General features: G+C 67.7%; 18 protein-coding genes and 1 tRNA gene. 13 read left to right on the top strand and 6 right to left on the bottom strand.

Features of this window, described 5'->3' with window-relative positions; genetic code table 11:
• Positions 1-126 precede the first annotated feature (126 nt).
• Genes ACIOU8_RS00185 through ACIOU8_RS00175 form a run of 3 tightly spaced genes read left to right on the top strand, consistent with a single transcriptional unit; the run spans position 127 to position 5,923 of the window.
• On the top strand, positions 127-924 hold the full coding sequence (locus tag ACIOU8_RS00185; protein ID WP_400784821.1) for a hypothetical protein: 798 nt from the start codon (positions 127-129) through the stop codon (positions 922-924).
• A complete protein-coding gene (locus ACIOU8_RS00180) occupies positions 921-2,462 on the top strand; it encodes a DNA polymerase Y family protein (RefSeq protein WP_400784820.1) in 1,542 nt (513 codons plus the stop codon). Before ACIOU8_RS00185 ends, ACIOU8_RS00180 begins: the two co-directional genes overlap by 4 nt.
• Complete coding sequence (locus tag ACIOU8_RS00175; protein WP_400784819.1) at positions 2,462-5,923, top strand: error-prone DNA polymerase; 3,462 nt, start codon at positions 2,462-2,464, stop codon at positions 5,921-5,923. Before ACIOU8_RS00180 ends, ACIOU8_RS00175 begins: the two co-directional genes overlap by 1 nt.
• 5 nt (positions 5,924-5,928) lie before the next feature.
• Here ACIOU8_RS00175 and ACIOU8_RS00170 read toward each other — a convergent pair whose 3' ends face one another.
• Positions 5,929-6,318 (bottom strand): hypothetical protein, encoded by a 390-nt coding sequence (locus ACIOU8_RS00170; protein WP_400784818.1) that lies wholly within the window; start codon positions 6,316-6,318, stop codon positions 5,929-5,931.
• Between the two features lie 270 nt (positions 6,319-6,588).
• Positions 6,589-7,191 (bottom strand): TetR/AcrR family transcriptional regulator C-terminal domain-containing protein, encoded by a 603-nt coding sequence (locus ACIOU8_RS00165; RefSeq protein WP_400784817.1) that lies wholly within the window; start codon positions 7,189-7,191, stop codon positions 6,589-6,591.
• Positions 7,192-7,371: 180 nt separating this feature from the next.
• Here ACIOU8_RS00165 and ACIOU8_RS00160 point away from each other — a divergent pair, with 180 nt between their 5' ends.
• The 4 genes from ACIOU8_RS00160 (at position 7,372) to ACIOU8_RS00145 (ending at position 11,003) form a co-directional block, all read left to right on the top strand.
• Complete coding sequence (locus ACIOU8_RS00160; protein ID WP_400784816.1) at positions 7,372-8,607, top strand: MFS transporter; 1,236 nt, start codon at positions 7,372-7,374, stop codon at positions 8,605-8,607.
• Positions 8,607-10,196, top strand: a complete 1,590-nt coding sequence (locus tag ACIOU8_RS00155; RefSeq protein ID WP_400784815.1) for an amidohydrolase — start codon at positions 8,607-8,609, stop codon at positions 10,194-10,196. Before ACIOU8_RS00160 ends, ACIOU8_RS00155 begins: the two co-directional genes overlap by 1 nt.
• Before the next feature lie 190 nt (positions 10,197-10,386).
• Complete coding sequence (locus ACIOU8_RS00150) at positions 10,387-10,671, top strand: hypothetical protein (RefSeq protein ID WP_400784814.1); 285 nt, start codon at positions 10,387-10,389, stop codon at positions 10,669-10,671.
• 56 nt (positions 10,672-10,727) lie between these two features.
• Positions 10,728-11,003, top strand: a complete 276-nt coding sequence (locus ACIOU8_RS00145) for a hypothetical protein (protein ID WP_290161924.1) — start codon at positions 10,728-10,730, stop codon at positions 11,001-11,003.
• 83 nt (positions 11,004-11,086) lie between these two features.
• On the opposite strand, the gene ACIOU8_RS00140 is transcribed toward ACIOU8_RS00145, so the two are convergent.
• The 3 genes from ACIOU8_RS00140 to ACIOU8_RS00130 form a co-directional block, all read right to left on the bottom strand.
• Entirely contained in the window at positions 11,087-11,254 is a 168-nt protein-coding gene (locus ACIOU8_RS00140; RefSeq protein ID WP_400784813.1) for a hypothetical protein, read from the bottom strand.
• 196 nt (positions 11,255-11,450) lie between these two features.
• Entirely contained in the window at positions 11,451-11,696 is a 246-nt protein-coding gene (locus tag ACIOU8_RS00135; protein WP_400784812.1) for a hypothetical protein, read from the bottom strand.
• Between the two features lie 141 nt (positions 11,697-11,837).
• A tRNA-Pro gene (locus tag ACIOU8_RS00130) sits at positions 11,838-11,911 on the bottom strand.
• Between the two features lie 118 nt (positions 11,912-12,029).
• Here ACIOU8_RS00130 and ACIOU8_RS00125 point away from each other — a divergent pair.
• From ACIOU8_RS00125 to ACIOU8_RS00100, 6 genes are read left to right on the top strand one after another with little or no spacing between them, the layout of a single operon-like run.
• Positions 12,030-12,614: a GNAT family N-acetyltransferase gene (locus ACIOU8_RS00125; RefSeq protein ID WP_400784811.1), complete on the top strand. Its 585-nt coding sequence runs from the start codon at positions 12,030-12,032 to the stop codon at positions 12,612-12,614.
• Complete coding sequence (locus tag ACIOU8_RS00120) at positions 12,611-12,808, top strand: hypothetical protein (RefSeq protein ID WP_400784810.1); 198 nt, start codon at positions 12,611-12,613, stop codon at positions 12,806-12,808. Before ACIOU8_RS00125 ends, ACIOU8_RS00120 begins: the two co-directional genes overlap by 4 nt.
• A gap of 21 nt (positions 12,809-12,829) precedes the next feature.
• Positions 12,830-13,285 carry a hypothetical protein gene (locus ACIOU8_RS00115; protein WP_400784809.1) on the top strand — a complete coding sequence of 152 codons (456 nt, stop codon included), beginning with the start codon at positions 12,830-12,832 and terminating at the stop codon, positions 13,283-13,285.
• Between the two features lie 40 nt (positions 13,286-13,325).
• Positions 13,326-13,994 (top strand): lysoplasmalogenase family protein, encoded by a 669-nt coding sequence (locus ACIOU8_RS00110; protein ID WP_400784808.1) that lies wholly within the window; start codon positions 13,326-13,328, stop codon positions 13,992-13,994.
• Positions 13,994-14,380 carry an RNA-binding S4 domain-containing protein gene (locus ACIOU8_RS00105; protein WP_400784807.1) on the top strand — a complete coding sequence of 129 codons (387 nt, stop codon included), beginning with the start codon at positions 13,994-13,996 and terminating at the stop codon, positions 14,378-14,380. The genes ACIOU8_RS00110 and ACIOU8_RS00105 overlap by 1 nt, the downstream gene beginning before the upstream one ends.
• 38 nt (positions 14,381-14,418) lie before the next feature.
• Entirely contained in the window at positions 14,419-15,876 is a 1,458-nt protein-coding gene (locus ACIOU8_RS00100; protein WP_400784806.1) for a DUF222 domain-containing protein, read from the top strand.
• 57 nt (positions 15,877-15,933) lie between these two features.
• On the opposite strand, the gene ACIOU8_RS00095 is transcribed toward ACIOU8_RS00100, so the two are convergent.
• Positions 15,934-16,914 (bottom strand): NUDIX domain-containing protein, encoded by a 981-nt coding sequence (locus ACIOU8_RS00095; RefSeq protein ID WP_400784805.1) that lies wholly within the window; start codon positions 16,912-16,914, stop codon positions 15,934-15,936.
• Between the last annotated feature and the right edge of the window lie 72 nt (positions 16,915-16,986).

Here is a 16,986-nt window from a genome sequence, read left to right as displayed (position 1 = left end):
AGGCTAGGAGAAGGCGGATGCCGGCGAAGACGACGTGTGGATAACCTCCCACCCCGATGTCGGAGGTTCGAACTATCGTCATCTACTCCAGTTGCTTTATTAGTACATATCTTCGAGGATGGATTCATGGGGATCGGGCTCGATGCGGTGACGGCGCTCTCTCCGGCTGGCGACTCCCGCGCCGGAGAGGTTCTTCGGCTGCGCCGGGAGATCAGCCGCATGCAGCGCAGACGCAGCGAGCATCCGCTGCTCCCCCTCGACCCCGCCTTCTCCTCTTTGCTCCCCGAAGAGGGACTGCAGACGGGGACGACATACACCGTGTCCTCGTCGCCCAGCCTCGTCCTCGCGCTGCTCGCCGCAGCGTCGCGCAAGGGCCACTGGTGCGCGGTGGTGGGCATGCCCACGCTGGGCGTCGAAGCCGCAGCGGCGTTCGGAATCGAGCTGCCCCGACTGATCCTCGTCCCCGAGCCCGGAGACCGCTGGCTCGCCGTGACCTCTGCGCTCGCCGAGGTGGTTCCGCTGATCGCCGTGCAGCCGGGAGGCAGGGCACGCGATGCCGATGTGTCACGGCTGAGCGCACGCCTGCGAGACCGCGGGAGCACCCTGCTCATCACCGAGTCGACAGCGTCCGGGGCCTGGCCGCAGAGCGAGGGGTCCATCCGACTGCACGACCAGCACTGGCTCGGCGTCGGCGAGGGGTGGGGACTGATCGAGGGTTCCACGGCGACGGTGTCAGCCCGGACGCGGCACAGCCCGCTGTCGTCGAGTGTGCGTGTGCGCCTTCCCGGCGCCCACGGCGCGGTCGAAGAGCTGCCAGACGAGCACATCGCCGTCGAGACCATGGCTGAGATGACGACGCTGCCCGGCCTGCGCGGCGCCGAGTCCGCTCCGCACGAGTACCCGCGTCTGGCGGTGGCCGGATGACCGCTGCTCCGCTGCGGGTCCTCGTCCTGTGGCTTCCCGATTGGCCGTTGCGCGCCGCCCTGGGCGGGCCACCGCCTCATCCGCCGACGGCTCTGGTGCATGCGAACACCGTCATCGCATGCACCGCTTCGGCGAGGGAGCACGGTGTGCGTGCCGGTCAGCGCCGCCGCGTCGCTCAGGGGCACATCTCATCGCTGCGCGTGCTGCCACACGACACCGCCAGGGACGAGAGAGCCTTCCTTCCCGTGCTGCAGCTCATCGAGAAGCACGCCCCCGGCGCCGCCCTGCTGCGTCCAGGACTCGCGGCAGTGCGCGCACGGGGCATCTCCCGCTACCACGACGGCGAGGCCGAAGCGGGGCGGGCCCTCATCGACGTCCTCACCGAGGCGGGCTTCCCCGAGGTGCGCGTCGGCATCGCCGACGGCCCCTTCACGGCAGAGCTCGCCGCCAGAGGAAGCGTCCCGTGCACCGTCGTACCCGCCGGCGCAGCGAAGGACTTCCTCGCCCCGCTTCCCGTGGGGGTGCTCCGAGACGAACAGCTCACCGGCCTGCTCGTCCGGCTCGGCGTGCGCACGCTCGGCGACTTCGCCGCCCTCGACGAGATCGAGGTGCGCGATCGCTTCGGCGAGCGCGGCGCCCGCCTGCACTCCCTCGCCGCCGGCGCCGATTCCCGGGCGGTGGTGGCACGGCCACCTGACCCCGAACTCGTGCGCTCCGTCGAGTTCGAACCGCCGCTCGCGGGAGCCGACCAGGTGGCCTTCGCGGTGCGGCAGACGGCCGATGCGGTCATGCTCGCTCTCGGAGAAGCCTCCGTGGTGTGCACAGAGGTCCGCATCGACCTGATCGACGACGACGGCAAGGTGTTCTCCCGCCCCTGGCTGCATCCGACCTGCTTCGATGCCGCAGACCTCGTCGACCGGGTGCGCTGGCAGCTCGAGGCTCTGGGTGCGGAGTCCGCGAAGGAGCCGATCGATGAGGCTCGCGCGTTCGGCGGAATAGCCCTGGTACGCATCATCCCCGTGGCGGTCGATGACACCGCCCATCACCAGCCCGGCCTCTTCGGATCCGGCACGGATGAGCGTCTGCACCACGCCATCTCCCGCGTGCAGACGATGCTCGGCCACGAGGGCGTCGTCACCGCCGCCCTCTCCGGCGGTCGCTGGCTCGCCGATCGACAGGTGCTCACTCCGTGGGGCGAACGCGCCGTCGCCCCCAGAGACCCCGGGCATCCCTGGCCGGGCAGCCTTCCCGATCCTCTTCCCGCCGAGGTGTTCCGTCCACCTCGTCCCATCGGAGTGCTCTCCCCCGACGGCGAGACCGTCCTCGTCGACGACCGGGGGTCGCTCTCGGCGGCGCCCGCTCACATCGACGGCGACGATGTGCAGGCGTGGGCGGGCCCGTGGCCGATCCATGAACGCCGGTGGGAAGCCTCCGGCGGCAAGAGAGGGCACCGCCTGCAGATCATCGACGACCATGATCGGGCCTGGCTCGTCTTCTGCACCGGAGATCGCTGGTGGGCCGAGGGAAGGTACCGCTGATGGGCTGGCACAACCCTCCCCTGTCCTGGAACGAACTGGAGCGCACTCTCAGCGGCGAGGAATCGCCCTACCCGACGGGAGGCATGCCGCCAGGCAGCCGACCGGATCCTGGCCCCGTCAGCACCAAGCGCAGGCGGAATCCCCCGACTTCCGTGCACCGGCCTGAGGATGCCGTTCCCTATGCCGAACTGCACGCGCATTCGTCGTACTCGTTCCTCGACGGCGCCTCCTCACCGGAAGACCTGCTCGCTGAGGCCGAACGCCTGGGGCTCACCGCACTGGCGCTCACCGACCACGACGGTTTCTACGGGGCGGCCCGCTTCGCCGAGGTCGCAGAGCTGATGGAGGTGAACGTCCAGACGGTGTACGGCGCCGAGCTCTCGCTCGGTCTCGACACACCGCAGCGGGGCACCCCCGATCCCATCGGCGATCATCTGCTGGTGCTCGCCGACGGCTTGGAGGGCTATCACCGTCTCTCCGGTGCCATGACGGCTGCCCACCTGCGCGGCGGCGAGAAGGGCCGCCCCGTGTACGACCTCGATGAGTTGGCGGCCACCGCCGATGGGCACTGGACGATCCTCACCGGATGCCGCAAGGGCGGCGTCCGTCGGGGACTCGAAGCCGGAGACGCGCAGACGCCGCTGCGCCGCCTGGTCGATCTGTTCGGCCAGGATCACGTCGCCGTCGAGCTCTTCGACCACGGCGACCCGCAGGACACACGTCGCAACGACGCTCTCGCCGATCTCGCCAGGCGGATGCGACTACCGGTGGTGGCGACGAACAACGTGCACTACGCCGCCCCTGAACGCGCATCACTCGCCGAGGCGGTCGCCGCTGTGCGTGCCGTGCGCAGCATGGACGAGCTCGACGGCTGGCTTCCGACCCACGGAGGAGCACATCTGCGCAGTGGTGCGGAGATGTCCGCGCGCTTCCGGCGCCACCCCGGCGCGATCTCCTACGGGCTCGAACTCGCCGCAGCATCGGCCTTCTCCCTCCGCCGGGCACGACCGGCCCTGCCGAAGCAGGAGGTGCCGGACGGCCATACCCCCATGAGCTGGCTACGCCATCTGGTGTGGGAGGCCGTGCCGACGAAGTATCCGCGCCTCGATGCAGACGGCCGCCGCAGGATCGGGCGCGAGCTCGACGTGATCGAGGAGAAGGACTTCCCCGGGTACTTCCTCATCGTGCACGGCATCGTCACAGAGGCGCGCCGTCGCGGCATCCTGTGTCAGGGGCGTGGTTCTGCCGCGGCGAGCGCGGTCTGCTATCTGCTCGGCATCACCGCCGTCGATCCGATCCTCTACCGCCTGCCCTTCGAGCGGTTCCTTGCGACGACCCGTCAGGAAGAACCGGACATCGATGTGGACTTCGACTCCGATCGCCGGGAGGAGATCATCCAGTGGGTGTACCGGGAGTACGGAAGAGAGCGCGCGGCGCAGGTGGCGAACGTCATCCAATACCGTCCGAAGAATGCGGTGCGCGACATGGCGAGAGCTCTCGGCTACTCCCCGGGGCAGCAGGACGCCTGGTCCAGGCAGGTCGACGGGTGGAGCGCCGGTCTCGAGGTGGCCGACGAGCACGACATCCCGGCGAACGTGCTCGACTACGCGGGTGAGCTCCTGAAGGCTCCTCGACATCTCGGCATCCACTCCGGTGGCATGGTGCTCACGGCTCGCCCCGTCGGCGAGGTCGTTCCCGTCGAGCATGCGCGCATGGAGAACCGCACCGTGATCCAGTGGGACAAAGACGACGCGGCCTGGATGGGGCTGGTGAAGTTCGACCTCCTCGGGCTCGGCATGCTGGCAGCGCTCCAGCACTGCTTCGATCTCATCGACGACGCCACGGGCGAGCGGTGGACGCTCGAGACGCTTCCGAAAGAGGAGCCGGCCGTCTACGACATGCTCTGCCGCGCTGATTCGATCGGGGTGTTCCAGGTCGAATCCCGCGCACAGATCGGCCTGCTGCCCCGCCTGCAGCCACGCGCCTTCTACGACCTCGCCATCCAGATCGCGCTCATCCGCCCCGGGCCCATCCAGGGCGGCGCCGTGCATCCCTTCGTCCGGCGCAAGATGGCCAAGGACGCGCTCGACGAAGAGAACCGCGCCAGAGCCGCTCGTGGAGAAGAGCCTGTGGTGCTCGACATCCCGTATCCGCATGATGACCTCAGACCGATCCTCGAGCGGACACTGGGCATCCCGATCTTCCAGGAGCAGCTGATCCAGATGGCGACGGCCATCGGCGACTGCACCGCCGACGAAGCGGATCTGCTCAGACGCGCGATGGGATCCAAGCGCGGGCTCGAGAAGATCGAGAAGGTGCGTGACAAGCTCTACGCGGGCATGGCCAGGCGCGGGCTCTCCGCCGAGCAGTCGGATCGCATCTACGCGCAGATCCAGGCGTTCTCGAACTTCGGATTCGCGGAGTCGCACTCGTTGTCCTTCGCGCTCCTCGTCTATGCGAGCTCCTGGCTCAAGCTGCACTATCCGGCGGCGTTCCTCGCAGGGCTCCTCCGGTCGCAGCCGATGGGCTTCTACTCCGCATCGACGCTCACCGCAGATGCTCGCCGACATGGCGTGGAGGTGCGCCGACCCGATCTGCATGCCTCAGGCGTCACCGAGACCCTCGAACCCCTCGAAGGCGCACCGCTGCGGATGCCGACGGGACTCGACGCCTGCGGCGATCAGCAGCAGCCTCGAGTGCCGCGCTTCGACCGGTCACAGCCCGACGAGTCGGTGGCGCACCGCAGGGACGGCGCCTATGCGGTGCGCATGGGGCTCAGCGGCGTGCGCGGCATCGGCACACCTCTGGCGAAGAGGATCGTCGCCGAGCGCGAGGCCGCCGGTCCGTTCCGTGATCTGAATGATCTGGTGAGGCGCACCGACGCCACCGCCGCGCAGCTGGAGTCCCTGGCGACCGCCGGCGCGTTCGAGTGCCTCGGGCTGCAGCGCAGAGAGGCGATCTGGCTGTCAGGGGCAGCCGCTGAGGACCGTTCGCGGTTCCTTCCCGGTACGACGATCGCCGTGCAGCCACCGCTGTTCAGCGATCAGTCCAGCTATGAGCAGCTCTCCGCGGATCTCTGGGCGACCGGCGTCTCCACCGACGACCATCCGATGGCGCACTTCCGTGGACTCCTGCGCGAGCGAGGCGTGCTCACCTCCACCGATCTGCAGAGCCACGAGACGGGCAGGCGCATCGAGGTCGCGGGCCTGGTGACCCACCGTCAGCGTCCGGCGACCGCAGCTGGTGTCACGTTCCTCAACCTCGAAGACGAGAACGGCCTCGTCAACGTCATCTGCTCGACGGGGGTATGGGGTCGTTATCACCGTGTGGCGCGGGATTCTCCTGCTCTGATCATCCGCGGCATTCTCGAGCGCTCAGCAGAGGGGGTCGTGAACGTCCTCGCGGACGCATTCGAAGACCTCCGCACCGGAGTGACGCATCGATCGAGGGACTTCCGCTGAGCGGATCACCAGAAGCGTTCCGGCTCCGGCTCAGGCACACGATCGCCACCGCCCCAGCGGTCCGCTTCGGCCTTCGCCGCGTCGACCGCCGCATCCGCGCCGTGCAGGGCAGCCCTGGCACTCGTCGCGCCCGAACCGTCCCCTTCGGCATCGACGGTGAGAGTCGTGAGCGGCGAGTGGCCGCCGATCGTCACCGTGCAGTCGACGACACGACCCGACCACCGGACGAGCTCGCCCCGCGGCTGTTCGATGCGGCGATACCGGATGCCGGTGTCGAGGTCGCTGACGGACAGGATCAGGGACTCCCCGGTCAGCTCGTCGATGCGCTCCACTACCTCGAGGCGGTGCCCGTGAGCGATGGCGAGGTGCGCGTTCAGCACGAGCTTTCTGTCCATGAACCCACTCTATGAGTGGACGTTCTCACGGCAAGCCCCAGTCTTGGAAGAAACATTCGTAGATTTCTTTGTCCCCCAAATGGCGGACAAGAGGATTAAGCGATATTCTACTGAAAGTAGCGGGGGCTACCGGCTGAACATCTGGGGATATATCAGTCGCGAGAGCAGCGAAAGTCTTCGCCGCCTCCCCTACCGTCCGGGACGGACGGTGAGCCCTCTCGAGTGATCCAAATGGGGTTGGATGACTCGAGAGGGCAACCACTTCCGGCCTCACCTGCCGAGGCGAGCCCGAAGCGAGTCGACCAGCAGCCTGACACCGAGTTCGAACGTCCGGTCCGCTCGCGCGGTACCCCTCTCTGCTCCCTCGAGCACACGACCGAGCGTGCGCGTTCCGTCGCCCGGCTCCCAGACCTCGTCGGGCGATGCCAGGTCGAGGCCGAAGCCGATCGCGAACGCATCGATGATCGCGATCACCGTGAGCACCTCGTCATCGGGAAAGCCTGCGTCGACGAGCACGGTCGCCAGATCGTCGTATGCGGTGATGACCGCCGGATGGGTGATCGTCTTCCCGATGAGGAGGGGCACGAGCTGCGGGTGATCGGCATACATCTGGCGCTGCTGTCTCAGAAGCTCGACGAGGAAGTCATCCCACGCGCTCTCCCCCGGTCTGACCCGGTAGTCCTCGACCAGCCGGCCACGCATCAGCTCGATGATGCCCTCCATGCCCTCCACGTGGTTGTAGAGCGAAGACGGCCTGACCCCGAGCCTGCGGGCGATCGCGTTCACCCCGAACGGCTCTCCAGCCCTCGACAGTTCGAGGCCGGCCGCCCCGATGATCTCAGGTGACAGCAATGGACTCGAGGGCCTGGGCATCGCGCACTCACTCTCTGTTCGCGGGCCCGTCGAGAAAACTCTTCCCTCCGGCATCCCTCCTGTGCATAATAGTGAACACCATTCGTTGACGAACACCATTCGTTTTCGAATTCGCGCCCCACCCGATGCGCATCGGCAGGACCTTCGCGCACATCGCCGTGCCCTCTCAGTGGGAGAACCATGACCGCCATCGACCTCAGCACCCGGGTGCCACTCCGGCTGCCGACCGCCACCGCCACCTTCGCGATCGGAATCGCGGGCTACCTCGGCGTCAACCTGTCGCCCTACATGATCACCGCGGCGCAGACCGGCCTCGGCATCGACGTGCTCGCCGCCAGCTGGCTCGTCACCGCAACGCTGCTGCTCACCGCGGTCACCGGGCTCGCGATCGCCCCGCTCTGCGCCGGCGGCCACCGGCGAGCAGTGGCCCGCACCGGACTGGCCATCGCGGCCGTCGGTTTCACCACCGCAGCGCTGGTCCCGACGCTCATTCTTCCCGCTCTGCTGGTCGGCGGGGCTGGAGCCGGCGGCGCCGTGGCCGCATCCGGTGCCGCACTCGCCGCGTTTCGGAACCCTGACCGGGTCGCCGGGTTCAACGGTCTCGCGAACCGCGGCGTGATCACGATAGTGCTGGCGGTGATCCCCCTCGTCGGGCTCGCGCCGGTCGACGTCTTCGGCGCGCTCGCGCTGTTCAGCATCCTGGGACTGCTCGTCTCGGTGTGGTTGCCTGCGGCCCCCGTGGTCGATCCCCAGGCCGGAGCTGCCGTCGCCGAGGCGATGCCGATCGACGTGCCGCCGACTGGCACGGTGCGCCACTCTCCCGCACGCTCGCGAACCGTCACGATCGCCGGGTTCAGTCTTCTCGTCGTGTTCGCGTTGTGGGCGGTGAGCGAGGACTCGCTCTGGGCCATGGCCGGCATCATGGGTGCGGAGCAGACCGGCCTGACGCCCGAGGGGCTGGGCCTCGCACTCAGCGGCGCGACGGCGGGCGGCCTCGTCGGGTCTGTGCTGCTGATGATCGTCGGATCCCGGCTGGGTCGGGCAGTACCCCTCGCGGTGCTGCTGGTGACGGGAGGAGTGCTGAAGATCGTCGAGGGGTTCACCTCTGATCCGACCGCGTTCATCGTCGTGTTCATCGCCTGGAACACCGTCTACGCGATCGCCTTCATGTACTTCGTGTCGACCTCGGCAGCACTCGACGCCGACGGCCGCTGGTCAGGGCCCCTGCTCGCCGTCTACCTCATCGGCTCGGCGCTCACCCCGGTGATCGGCGCTGCGCTCGTCGGCGCGCTCGGGTTCCAGGGATTCGCCGTCGCACTGGGCATCGCGAGCTTCGTGCTCGCCGTGCCCACAAGCGCCATCGCCCTGCTCTCGACACGCCTCGAGCGTGCAGTCCCTGCCGAGGAGACAATCTGATGCCCACCACGCTCTATCGCAATGCCCGCTTCTTCACCGCTGACGACATCGCCTGGGCTGAAGCTGTCGTCGTAGACGGCGCGGAGTTCACCTTCGTCGGAGCTGAAGCCGACGCACCGTCGACCGATGCAGTCGTCGATCTCGGCGGAAGGGTGGTTCTTCCCGGATTCACCGACGCGCACACTCATCTGCTGATGATGGGCGAGGCACTGGGGCAGATCGGGCTCACCGATGCCGGCTCTCTCGACGAGATCCAGCGCAGGGTGCGACAGGCACGCGAGACTTCCACCGGTACGGTGCGCGGGCGTGGATGGCTCTTCGACGCGGTCCCAGGCGGATCGCCGACGGCCGCGATGCTCGACACCGCCGTCGCGGACGTCCCCGTCTATCTCGACGCCAACGACTACCACTCCTGCTGGGTCAACTCGGCGGCGCTCGAGGAGCTCGGGATCACCCGGGAGACTCCTGATCCGATCGGCGGACGTATCGAGAGGGATGCCGACGGCGAACCGACCGGGATGCTCTACGAGACCGCCGCGCAGCAGTATGCCTGGGCCCACCGGGATGCCACGACCACCGATGAGCAGCGGGATGCAGCAGTGCAGCGCGTCGTGCGGGCGTATCTCGCGGCGGGTGTCACCGGCGCCGTCGACATGGCATTCGACGGGCTCGCGCTCGCGGCACTGGAGCGAGCGGAGCGGCGGGGCGAACTGCCGTTGCGGATAGCCGCGCACTGGTTCGTCGCGAACACGGGCGATGACGCGCTGAACCTCGCTCAGGTCGCCGAGGCGGCCGAGCGGGCCGAGGCCGCCTCGGGCGCCGTTCGGGTGATCGGCATCAAGCTCGTGCTCGACGGCACGATCGACGCGTGCACCGCTGCGATGCGTGCACCGTATGCGGATGGCTCCCACGCCGCGCCGATCTGGCCGGCCGAACGCCTGTTCCCCGTCGTCGCGGCTGCGGATGCTGCCGGACTTCAGGTCGCGCTGCACGCGATCGGCGATGAGGCGAGCACGCTCGCGCTGGATGCGATCGAGCATGCGATCATCGTCAACGGCGATCGTCCTCGTCGCCACCGGATCGAGCACCTCGAGTACGCGGCTCTCGGAACGGCCGAGCGGATGGCCCGCCTGGGCGTGACGGCGTCCATGCAGCCGGTGCACGCTGATCCGGCGATCTTCGCGAACTGGGCCGCTCAGCTCGGCGACGATCGAGCGGAGCGGGCCTTCGCATGGCCGGAGTACGAGGATGCCGGTGCACTGCTCGCCTTCTCTACGGACGCTCCCACCGCGCCGCACGCTGCGCTCGCGAACATGTACGTGGCCACGACACGGGCATCGGCTCTGGACCCGGATGTGCCCGCAGTGCATCCGCAGTTCGCCCTCCCCCTCGAACGCGCGATCGCTCATGCGACGCGCGACGCCGCGGAGTCGATCGGCGACGGGGCGTGGCGTGGCCGCATCGCGGTGGGCCAGGCGGCAGACTTCGCCGTGCTCGACGTCGATCCGTTCTCGGAGGGCAGCGGTTCGCTGCTCACGGCCCGCGTCCTGCGCACGGTGATCGGCGGGCACGCCGCGTACGAAGCGTGAGGCCGCAGGCCCCTCGGCATCCGTCGACGGTCCTCTTGAGCGATATACCGGTCTGTTCTTATAATTCTGGTGAACTCTGGTGGGCAGAGGGCACCCGCCGATCAGGCGGTGATGTCATCGCCCGGTCGCGGAGCGCTCCCCCTGTCAGCCGATGGCGAATACGACTGATTGGAGTGTTGAGATGTCCGCGATGCCCGATCCGAGGTTCGAGCTCCGCAGGGTGACCGAGGCCGAGTGGCTGATCGTCGACCACAAGTACGAGCCGCACGACGCACGTCAGACCGTCGCCTGCATCTACCAGGTGGATGCCGTCGAGGTCGATGTGCTCTGGTTGCGCAATCTCCCCCTGGCGAGCTCGTACATGTCGGCCGAAGAAGTGCTGAGCGATCTGCAGCGGTTCCACAACCCGCCGAGCCGGTCCACTGCGCCGATCACGATCCCGCACCTTCCTCCGCTCGCGACGACGGCCAGTTGATGCCCCCTGCGGAGCGGTACCCCTGCTCTGCAACCGCCGCGCCATAGGCTGTCCTCATGCTCATCGCTCTGATCCGTCCCGTCGAGACCAGCACCGCAGACGTCATCGGAACGACGCTCGCCGAGGTGCTCGTCGAGCTCGAACAGCACCGCAAGCCCGGTTTCGAACTGGCGTCGGCGCCCGTGCGGATGCTGAAGGGCGTGGCGAAGATGGAGGCGACCGGCACGTTCACGCGCGTCGACGGCGTGCAGGAGATCGAGGCTGACGACATGGCATCTCTCGAGGCGAAGGTGCCGGACGGATGGCGGATGCTGACGGTGCGCACCGCCTAGGTCGAGAGACCCGCCGCTCGCGACGAAGACCCCCACCGGCTCAGCGCCGTGTGGGGGTCTTCGCGGTTCAGGGCGTGGCGGATTCAGCCGCCCGAAGGGTTCTCGAGAGGCGCGCCGTCTTCGTCGGTGGTCTCGTCTTCGAGGATCTCGTCCGTGCTCTTGGACGTCGAGTCATCGGGTGCCCCACCCGAGGCCGTGTCGGGCGCTTCGTGGGCGTCGGTGTTGCCGTGCGTGTTCTGCAGATCGCTCATTGCATCTCCTTTGTCGGTGATGAGGCGACGGTATGCCGTGAGGCCGTTGGTGGAGAAGGGGTTGACGTGCGTGGTCGGGCAGTCGTACGCAGGACGTGTGGTCGAGAAGCTGCAGAGTCCGGTCGGATCCAGGCGCTGTTCAGGGCTCCCCGAGGGCGGCACCGGTGAGGTCCCGATGGACGGATTCGGTAGGAGATCAGCGATCGCGCTTCGCTTCTTCATCCATCTTGCGCTCGTACTCGATCGCGCGACGCATGATTGGCACGAACGCGAACGCGCACATCGCCCAGGACCCGAGTCCCGCGACCAACGGAATCGGTTCGCCACTGGCGACCCCTACGACAAGCATTATCGCCCCGAGAACGGCAGAGAAGACAACGTTGATGATCGAGCCGACTTTGCCGTACGGACTCATCGGCCCATGCGGGTCAGCGATGTTCATGTGATCAGTATGGGGCACGCATGTTGAAAGCCGTCGTGCTGCGACGCGACAAGCTTTCGAGCGGAGCCGTCTTGTAGCTCTGACATGTCCCAGGACATGCAGAAGGCCCGGAGACTCTTGCGAGTTCCGGGCCTTTCTCGGTCGGGCTGACAGGATTTGAACCTGCGACCCCTTGACCCCCAGTCAAGTGCGCTACCAAGCTGCGCCACAGCCCGTTGTTCTGCACTCTCGCGCAGGCAACTCCCCTATCTTAGCCCCACTCTCCCACCCTTCGCGAACCGGGTGAGCGCCGGGCGTTGCGTGGCGTCGGAGGCACGGCGTACCGTCACCTGCATGGCGACGATCACGACAGAGGTGGCGACGACCGCCCGATGGGATGACGTTCAGCATGCGCTCACCGGCGGCGGCGATGGTGCCAGCTGCCAGTGCATCTGGCCGATGCTGAGCAACAAGGAGTGGGATGAGACGACCACGCCGCAACGCACCGAGATGTTGCGCCAGGAGATCGACACAGGCCCGCCCCCTGGACTGATCGCCTATGCCGACGGTGACGCCGCCGGCTGGATCCGGATCGGGCCTCGCACGAAGCAGCAGCGCGTGCCGCGCACGCGCATGATCGCCGCAGAATCCACCGAGCCTTTCGACGACGACTCTGTGTGGGCCGTCACGTGCTTCGTGGTCCGCCGCGAACACAGAGGCTCCGGCCTCAACCTCGAACTGCTGCGCGCCGCCGTCGAATTCGCGCGCAGCTCAGGCGCCCGCCTCATCGAGGGCTATCCCGTCGACACTCGCGGCGAGAAGAAGCGCTCGAACGACCTGTTCCACGGCATGCTCTCCACATTCCTGGCCGCCGGCTTCGAAGAGAGAGCCGAGATGAAGCCGGGACGAGCTCTCGTCGCGTTGGAGCTCTCCGCGTGATCGAAGAGACAGAGCTGCCGGCATCCATGGGCAAGGTCGCACGCAGAGAGCTGGCTCTGCAAGGATTCACCCGTTTCGACCAGTTCGACGGAGTGTCCGAGAGCGCACTCCTCGCGATTCACGGCGTGGGCCCGAAAGCCATCCGCATCCTGCGCGAACACCTCGAATCCCACGGCTCGGCTCTCCGACCGTGAGCGACCGCTAGCGTGGGTGACATGAGCGACGAGTACCCGACCATCGAAGACCCGGAACTGGGCACCCTCACGCGCGCGACGACGGAGCTGTCTGATGGAACCATGCTGACCCACGACTGGTACGCCGGGGGCACGGTGGTCAACGGTGCTCCCCTCGATCTCATGATCGAGGGAACCGACGCCGACGAGGCGGCTGCTCTGCTCCCCCACGTGCATGAGACGATCGCAGCCCTCGGCGTTCTGCGACGTCTCGCTACGGATGCCGTCGTGACCGCCTTCAGCAATGTCACCCCTGAGCAGCACGAGCTCGACGACGCGGCATCCGACCTCAGCCTCGAGACGCTCGAGGCTTCGGCCGACGGCACCGTCGTGCTCCACCTCATCGACACCTGCGGCCAGCACTTCCCCGAGGGATACTGGCCCGCCGTGCATCTCGGCGCCGACGGTCAGATCACCCAGGTCACCGTCGAGTCCTGAGCGCGTCTGACGCCGTTCGATGCCGCCCTACGATGGGGAGATGCAGCGCCGCCGTCAGCTTGATCCGCTTCTGTGGGCTTTCCTGCCCTACATCGCGGTCTCGGTGACCCACGTGGCGCTGCTGGGCCTCGACAGTCCCGCAGCCGGCCCCACGAAGCTGCTCCTCATGCCCCTGCTCGCAGTACCTGTGCTGGTGTCGCTGCGCCGGATCCGGGAGCGCGCCGCTCAGGCATTGATTCTCGCGGCGCTCGCGTTCTCATGGCTCGGCGACAGCGCAGGAGCACTGTTCCCGGCCGGGCCGGAGGTGCCGCTGATGCTGGCGTTCTTCGGCATCGCACATCTGGCATACATCACTCTCTTCGTGCGTCATCTCGCAGAGCGACGGATGCCGTGGTGGGCGCTCGTCTACGCCGTCTGGTGGGTGGCGATGGTGACTATCGTGGGGCCGCGTGCGGGCGGCCTGCTGATCGCGGTCGCGATCTACGGCCTTCTCCTCGGCGCCACAGCGGCGTTCTCCACTCGGTGCGCGCCGCTGGTTGCGATCGGTGGCGGCTTCTTCCTCGCGAGCGACACGCTGCTGGCTCTCCGACTCTTCCTTCCCCAATCGCTCCCCGCCTGGGGCAGCCCGGCCATCATGGCCACCTACGCGATCGGACAGGGCTTGATCATCGCCGGCGCCCTGACCGCACTGAGAAAGCGAGGCGCCTGATGGCCGATGCCGCACGGGTCGACAGCTGGCTCTGGGCGATCCGCGTCTACAAGACACGATCGGCCGCCACGACCGCATGCCGCGCAGGGCATGTGCGCGTGAACGGCGACAAGGTGAAGGCCGCTCAGCACGTGCGCCTCGGTGACGAGCTGCGCGTGCGCATCGCCGGTTTCGATCGGATCCTGATTGTTCGCCAGCTGCTCGCCAAACGCGTCGGTGCGCCGGTCGCGGCGCTCGCCTATGAGGATCGCACACCCGAGCGCGAGCCTCAGGCAGCTCTCGGACTGCGTGATCGGGGCGCAGGGCGACCCACCAAACGCGAGCGCCGCGACATCGACAAGCTGCGGGGACGAGGATATGAGGATGACGGCATATTCCATGGCTGACTCTGGGTATATTCGAACATATCTTCTAAACTGAGGACATGGCTCATCGCACCGATCTCGACCTCGATCTCGAGGAGCGCCGCCGCCTGCTCGACGAGTGGGTCGCCACGCGGCGCCAGATCGCTGCGCTTGAAGCCAAGTCGTACTCGCTGCTCGTCGAGCGCATCGGCGTGCACGACGCCGACGTCTCCGAGAGCCCCCACCACCGCGACGCGATCTACCGCTCGATGATCGCGGAGTACTCCGCGGCAGGGCACATCCCGAAGGGCTCGATCGAATACGCCTTCACCGACGCGCGCACCCTGTCGCGAGCCTTACCTGCCGTGTTCGCCTCCTTTGCGGCTGGCTCGATCACCGCGCACCATGTCCGTGAGATCGTGCGAGCCAGCGAGATCGTCGTCGATGCCATCCGCGACGGACGCGTGGAAGCAGCGACGATGGGTCTCTACGAGGCCGCGGTGCTCGTCGTCGCCGAGCAAGACACTGCGTCGCGCACGAAGCCCCACGCTCGCAAGGTCGCGGCCCGTCTCGTGGGCCAGACCGTTGTCGAGACACAGCGGCGCGCGGCGGCCGAACGCTGCGTCACCGTCAGGTCGGTCGGCGACGGCCTGGCTGCACTCACGGCGATTCTGCCCGAGTGGGTCGCCGTGGCGATCTCCGATCGCATGACGCGGATGGCACGGCACATCGCCCGCACTCGTGACGAGCGAGAGCCGATTCTCGAGCCACTCGATGACGACCCCGAGAACTCGCTCTACCTCTCCGATTTCTCACCCGAAGACCCGCGGTACGACGCCTACTTCGAGGCCGGGGTGATCGCCGCCGACGGTACGTTCGTCACAGACCCGCTTGCCGGCCTGATCGACCCGATGACCGATCCGGCGAGTCCCGACATCGAGCACCTTTCCGGCGATACCCGCACGTTCGATCAGATCCGCGCCGATCTGTTGTCCGATCTGCTGCTCTCCTCTGATCCGAGCGAAGCGAACGGCACAGGGCTCGAGAACATCTCGGCGCGCGTTCAGATCACGGTCGCTGCGAGCACTCTCGCCGGAGAAGACGACCGACCCGCTGAACTCGACGGACACGGACCACTCGATCCCGATATCGCGCGCGGCCTCGCGGGGCACTGCACCGGATGGTCACGCCTGTTCCTCGACGCGACCGGCCTCGTGACAGAGACCGACTCCTACTCCCCCACAGAGCAGATGCGCCGCTTCCTTCGAGCGCGAGATCAGCACTGCAGATTCCCCGGATGCCGGATGCCGGTGCACCGCTGCGAGATAGACCACAACCACGACCACGCTCGCGGTGGACGAACACGCATCGACAACCTCAGTCACTTCTGCACGACGCATCATTCGCTCAAACATCCCGACATCGATGAGCGGCACCGGTGGACGGCGCGTCAGGCTCCCGACGGGAGCATCACCTGGACCAGCCCGCTCGGCAGAGATTACGTCGACCCACCTCGTCGACGGGTCATGTTCGTCTGATCGCAGCGACGCGCTCGGCGGGTGCCGTCTCTGCTGAAACCACGTCGGCCGGAGCCATCACAGCTGCTGCGGCAGCACGCCCAGCAACCAACCTGCAGTGCGCACCTGTGCTGCGCCCGCCCCGACGACGCGGTCCTGCAGCTCGCGGTCGCTCGTGACGGCGACGACATACTGTCCCGCCCGCGATCGACGCTCGACCTCCGCGACGATCGCATCGTCGCCTGCTGCGTCAGCGCGCACGATCGAAACGCCTCCTGCGGGGAGCAGTTCGGGGGCCTCCGCACGAGCAGGAGAACGAGCACCCGCACCCGCACCCGCAGACGGCGACGACACCGGTGCGGAGATCCCACGCGCCTGCCCCTCGACGACCAGCGCGACCTCGGGGAACCAAAGGGTCCCGTCGATCCCGAGATCTGACGCAGGCACGGCAAGCCCGTCCAGCCGCCCAGCCAGTCTGGTTGCTGCCCCCGCGCGATCCTTCCACCATCCGTCGGGCACGGAGCCGACCACGTTCGCGGCATCGACGACGAGCGACGGACGAACCTCCAGAAGAGCACGAAGAGCCGGCCATGCACTGCCGAAGCCGGGGTGCAGCGGTCGAGAGTCGACCTCGTCGACCGGCACCCACTCGAGCGCCACACTCTCGGGGTCGCTGATCACGGGTTCGAACGGACGCACCACATCAGCGATGACGGTCGTGTACGACCACACGTTCAGATCGAGCACACTGGTGAACCGCGGCCGCACGGAGCCATCGGGAACCCCTGCCTCCTCCTGCGCCTCACGCACGGCACCCACGATCGCACTCTCGCCCTGGTGCATCGCTCCGCCGGGGAGTCCCCATGTGCCGCCGAAGTGACTCCATGAGACGCGGTGCTGCAGCAGGATTCCGCGCTCGGGGTCGAATGCGAGCAGACCCGCGGCACCGAATCGCCCCCAGTACTTCTCCCCCGACGGGGCGACCACCCAGGCGTCGCCCGGGTTCCGGGGCCCATCGGGGCGGCGGGGCTCACCGGGGGAAGGAGGTACGACAGTCACCCCTTCAGCCTGTCACAGCATCGAAGCATCGGCACGCATCCGGGTCACACGCGGGAACAGGGGTCCGCACGT

It is taken from the genome of Microbacterium sp. NPDC087589 (assembly GCF_044743635.1).
Taxonomy (GTDB): domain Bacteria; phylum Actinomycetota; class Actinomycetes; order Actinomycetales; family Microbacteriaceae; genus Microbacterium.
The sequence above is the reverse complement of the archived record's forward strand: the minus strand, read 5'-3'. Positions and strand labels throughout refer to the sequence as shown.